The organism is Moorena sp. SIO3E8 (assembly GCF_010692445.1).
Taxonomy (GTDB): domain Bacteria; phylum Cyanobacteriota; class Cyanobacteriia; order Cyanobacteriales; family Coleofasciculaceae; genus Moorena; species Moorena bouillonii.
Window position 1 is genome coordinate 1 of sequence record NZ_JAAHHM010000350.1, and the last position, 1,468, is coordinate 1,468.

The following is a 1,468-nucleotide window of genomic DNA, read 5'->3' on the forward strand; positions in this document are numbered from 1 at the left end:
GTACACTGCAAGTTATGACATGCACAAAGCTGATGTATTTAGTGTTCAAGTCCCGCAAAGTGCTTTGGATATGTGGCTTGAGCTATATGAAGAAGTCCATGACCTGATCAAAGTTGTCCTCAAACTTGCCTTGACCTGAGGGAACCCCTCACTCAGCCCCACTGGCTGCCAGAATTTTGATCACAAAGTCATTGTCCATCCCGGCCTTGTAACGCTTCATCTTCAGACTGAGTCGGGACGGTTCGCGCTTGAGTAAATTGACACTTAAACGGCGCAACAGCCCCAGGTTTTGGGCAGCATAACCCTGACGAATCCGACTCGCATCTTCGTTGAAGGTGACATCTAGCACCCAATGCAGACTATTTTCAATAGTCCAATGGGAGCGAATGACCTGGTTATGGCCCTGAGCATCCGCTTCGAGACTACTAATGTAAAAGCGAACTTCCTTGGTAGTTTTGTTCCATAACTCTCGCGTAGTCTTAACCATCACTACGGTGGTTAAGCCTATCCACTCGGGTTGCCGATGCAACGGCGGTAATTGACTCACTGGCACCGCCCAAACCTGACGAGTATCCCTGCGGTGATGCCCACTTTCGATACTCTGATGGTGAGTGAACTCAATCCCCTGCCAGTTCTGAGCTTGAGCTTGCTTAAACCAATCCTTTACTGACTGGCTGAGCTGACCTTGGTTGCCTTTGAGAGCCAAAACATAGTCTCCTTCGGCCTTCTTGATTTGCCCAGCGATGGAGATTTGGGTTCCCATCGCATCGAGGGTCACTACAGCTCCCTTAAGGTTAAGCAACTTCAGCAGCAGAGGTACTGCCTTGATTTCATTGGACTTGCTCTCGACCTTTTGCTGAGCCAGCACCAGCCCATGTTCACTGCTCCAGGCACTGACACTGTGCAGAGCTTTAAGTTGGCTTTCTCGGTCATAAGAACCTTTTAGCCTCTTGCCATCGATATGAATCAGTCTCACACCTAATTTCTCGGTGATGCTGCTGACCCAACTCAGGAAACTGGTTTCTAGCTCTTGGGGTTCGAGGCGACCCAACACCCGGCCAAAGGTATCATGGGAGGGAATCCCATAGGGTAAGTCCAAAAAGGTCTCTAGCCACCCAAGCTTGGCTTTGCCGTAGGTCTCAATGGCGACAAACCCATCGGCTCCAGAGAGGATAGCCAAAATGGCAATGGTGACTATCCCTAGCAAACTGTGATGCTGGGTTCTTTCCACACGGGGATCCTGTAGGTGTTGAAAGTGTTTAAGAACACTCTTTCTAAGAATCAATGCCTGTTGTTGTTGCTGAGGTGTCAGCACAAGTTTGCCAAAGCCTTTTGACATGACCAACGATGGGGAAATAGAAACTTTTGTTGATCCTCAGGTTAACTGCTTGGGCTTCTGGGAGGTAGACCCACACACCTAACTATTTGTCAAGTACATTTTATACAAAATTAAGATGCGATTACCCTG

The 1,468-nt window shown here is 48.6% G+C and carries 1 protein-coding gene; it reads right to left on the reverse strand.

The window, feature by feature from the left end; translation table 11 throughout:
- Nucleotides 1-148: 148 nt before the first annotated feature.
- Nucleotides 149-1,339 carry an ISAs1 family transposase gene (locus tag F6K46_RS39705; RefSeq protein ID WP_293068989.1) on the reverse strand — a complete coding sequence of 397 codons (1,191 nt, stop codon included), beginning with the start codon at nucleotides 1,337-1,339 and terminating at the stop codon, nucleotides 149-151.
- Nucleotides 1,340-1,468 lie beyond the last annotated feature (129 nt).